We start from the raw sequence: 2,048 nt of genomic DNA on the forward strand, positions 1-2,048 counted from the left end.
ACCAAACGACCAGCCAACACCTCCGCACTCCCCGCCCCGAACACATCAGCCGCAACCGTCACCACACCACGCAACCCACCAAACCCACCCTCGCCGTCAAAGCTCTCCGCGAGAGAGACGTTGAGGTCGAACCGTGCTGTCAGCGAGGTGTCGGTCGGCATGACCTCGGTACGCAGGCCGGGAAGGTCGAACACGGGCGCAGCCGTGTTCTGCATGACGAGATTGACCTGGAACAGCGGGTGCCGGGAGAGCGAGCGGGCCGGCGCCAGCTCCTCCACGAGCCGCTCGAAGGAGACGTCCTGGTGGGCGAAGGCGGCCAGGCTGGTCTCACGCACCTGGTCGAGGAGTTCGGTGAACGTCGGGTTGCCCGACAGGTCGGTGCGCAGCACCAGCGTGTTGACGAAGAACCCGACCAGATCGTCCAGCGCCTCGTCCGCCCGACCCGCCACCGGCGAACCGATCGGAATATCCGTACCCGCACCAAGACGCGACAACAACACCGCAAGACCCGCCTGCAACACCATGAACAACGTCACGCCCCGCTCGCGGGCGATCGCCGACAACCGGCGGTGAACGTCAGCCGGGACCTCCACGGCTACGGTGTGCCCACGCCAGTCCGCCCGCGCCGGGCGCGGTCGGTCGGTGGGCAGTGCGAGTTCCTCCGGAGCTCCCGCCAGCGCGTTCCGCCAGTACTCCACCTGCCGCGACAGCACGCTGTCCGGGTCGCTCTCGTCACCCAGCACCTCACGCTGCCACAACGCGTAGTCCGCGTACTGAACCGGCAGCGCCTCCCACCCCGGCGCACGACCCGCACACCGCGCCGCATACGCCGCGGTGAAGTCGCGTATCAGCGGCGCTGTCGACCAGCCGTCCGTGGCGATGTGATGCACCACGATCACCAGCACATGCTCATCCGCACCCACCGCGAACAACGACACCCGCACCGGCACCTCGACCGACAGATCGAAGGCGTACGCGGCCGCCTCCGACACCGCACCGGCCAAGCCGTCCCGGGACATCTCGGCGAACGTCACGTCCCAGGAGAGGCCATTCAAGTCCAGCACCCGCTGGTAAGGCTGCCCGTCCACCGACGGGAACACCGTGCGCAGCACCTCGTGCCGCTCCAGCACATCCCGCAACGCCGCCCGCAACGCCGACACATCCAGCTCACCCGTCAGTTTCAGAGCGACGGAGTTGTTGTACATCGGGTTCGGCCCCTCCAACTGACCGACGAACCACAGCCGGCGCTGCGCGAACGACAACGGCACCCGCTCCGGCCGCAGCCGCCGCGTCAACGGCACCCGCCCGGCCTCGGCGCCCTCAACCTGCTCGGCCAGACCAGCGGGCGTGGGGGTGGCGAAGAGGGTGCGAGCGGGCAGTTCGGTGCCCAGGAGGGTACGGACACGGTTGAGCAGCCGGGTCGCGAGCAGGGAGTGACCGCCGAGCTCGAAGAAGTCGTCTTCCACGCCTACGCGTTCAAGACCGAGCACATCGGCGAAGGCACCACAGAGGATCTCCTCGGTAGGCGTGGACGGGCCACGCTGAGCGGAAGGACCGGTGTAGTCGGGTGCGGGCAGGGCGGCGCGGTCGAGCTTGCCGTTCACGGTCACCGGCAGCTCGTCCAGCACGACCACCGCCGACGGCACCATGTACTCCGGCAACCGCTGCGCGACCAACCCACGTACCGCCGCCGACAGATCGCCAACGGCTTCCGGGCCTGGCACGACATAGGCCACCAGACGCGGATCGCCTGGGGTGTCCTCGCGGGCGATGACGGCGGCCTGGGCGACGTCGGGGTGCGCGGCCACCACGGCCTGCACCTCACCCGGCTCGATCCGGAACCCCCGGATCTTCACCTGATCATCCACACGCCCCACGAACTGCAACCGCCCCTGCGCGGTCCACCGCACGATGTCTCCCGTGCGATACAGCCGACTCCCGTCCGACTCGAAGGGATCGGCCACGAACCGCTCCGCCGTCAACCCCGGCCGACCCACATACCCCCGCGCCACCTGCACCCCACCGACGTACAACTCACCCGCCACACC

The 2,048-nt window shown here is 68.9% G+C and carries 1 protein-coding gene; it reads right to left on the reverse strand.

Going from position 1 to position 2,048, the window contains the following annotated elements:
* On the reverse strand, positions 1-1,964 hold a 1,964-nt coding region (locus tag ACFY0P_RS52145; RefSeq protein WP_388929533.1), incomplete at its 3' end, for a condensation domain-containing protein.
* Positions 1,965-2,048 lie beyond the last annotated feature (84 nt).

It is taken from the genome of Streptomyces sp. NPDC001714, from assembly GCF_042892755.1.
Taxonomy (GTDB): Bacteria; Actinomycetota; Actinomycetes; order Streptomycetales; family Streptomycetaceae; genus Streptomyces.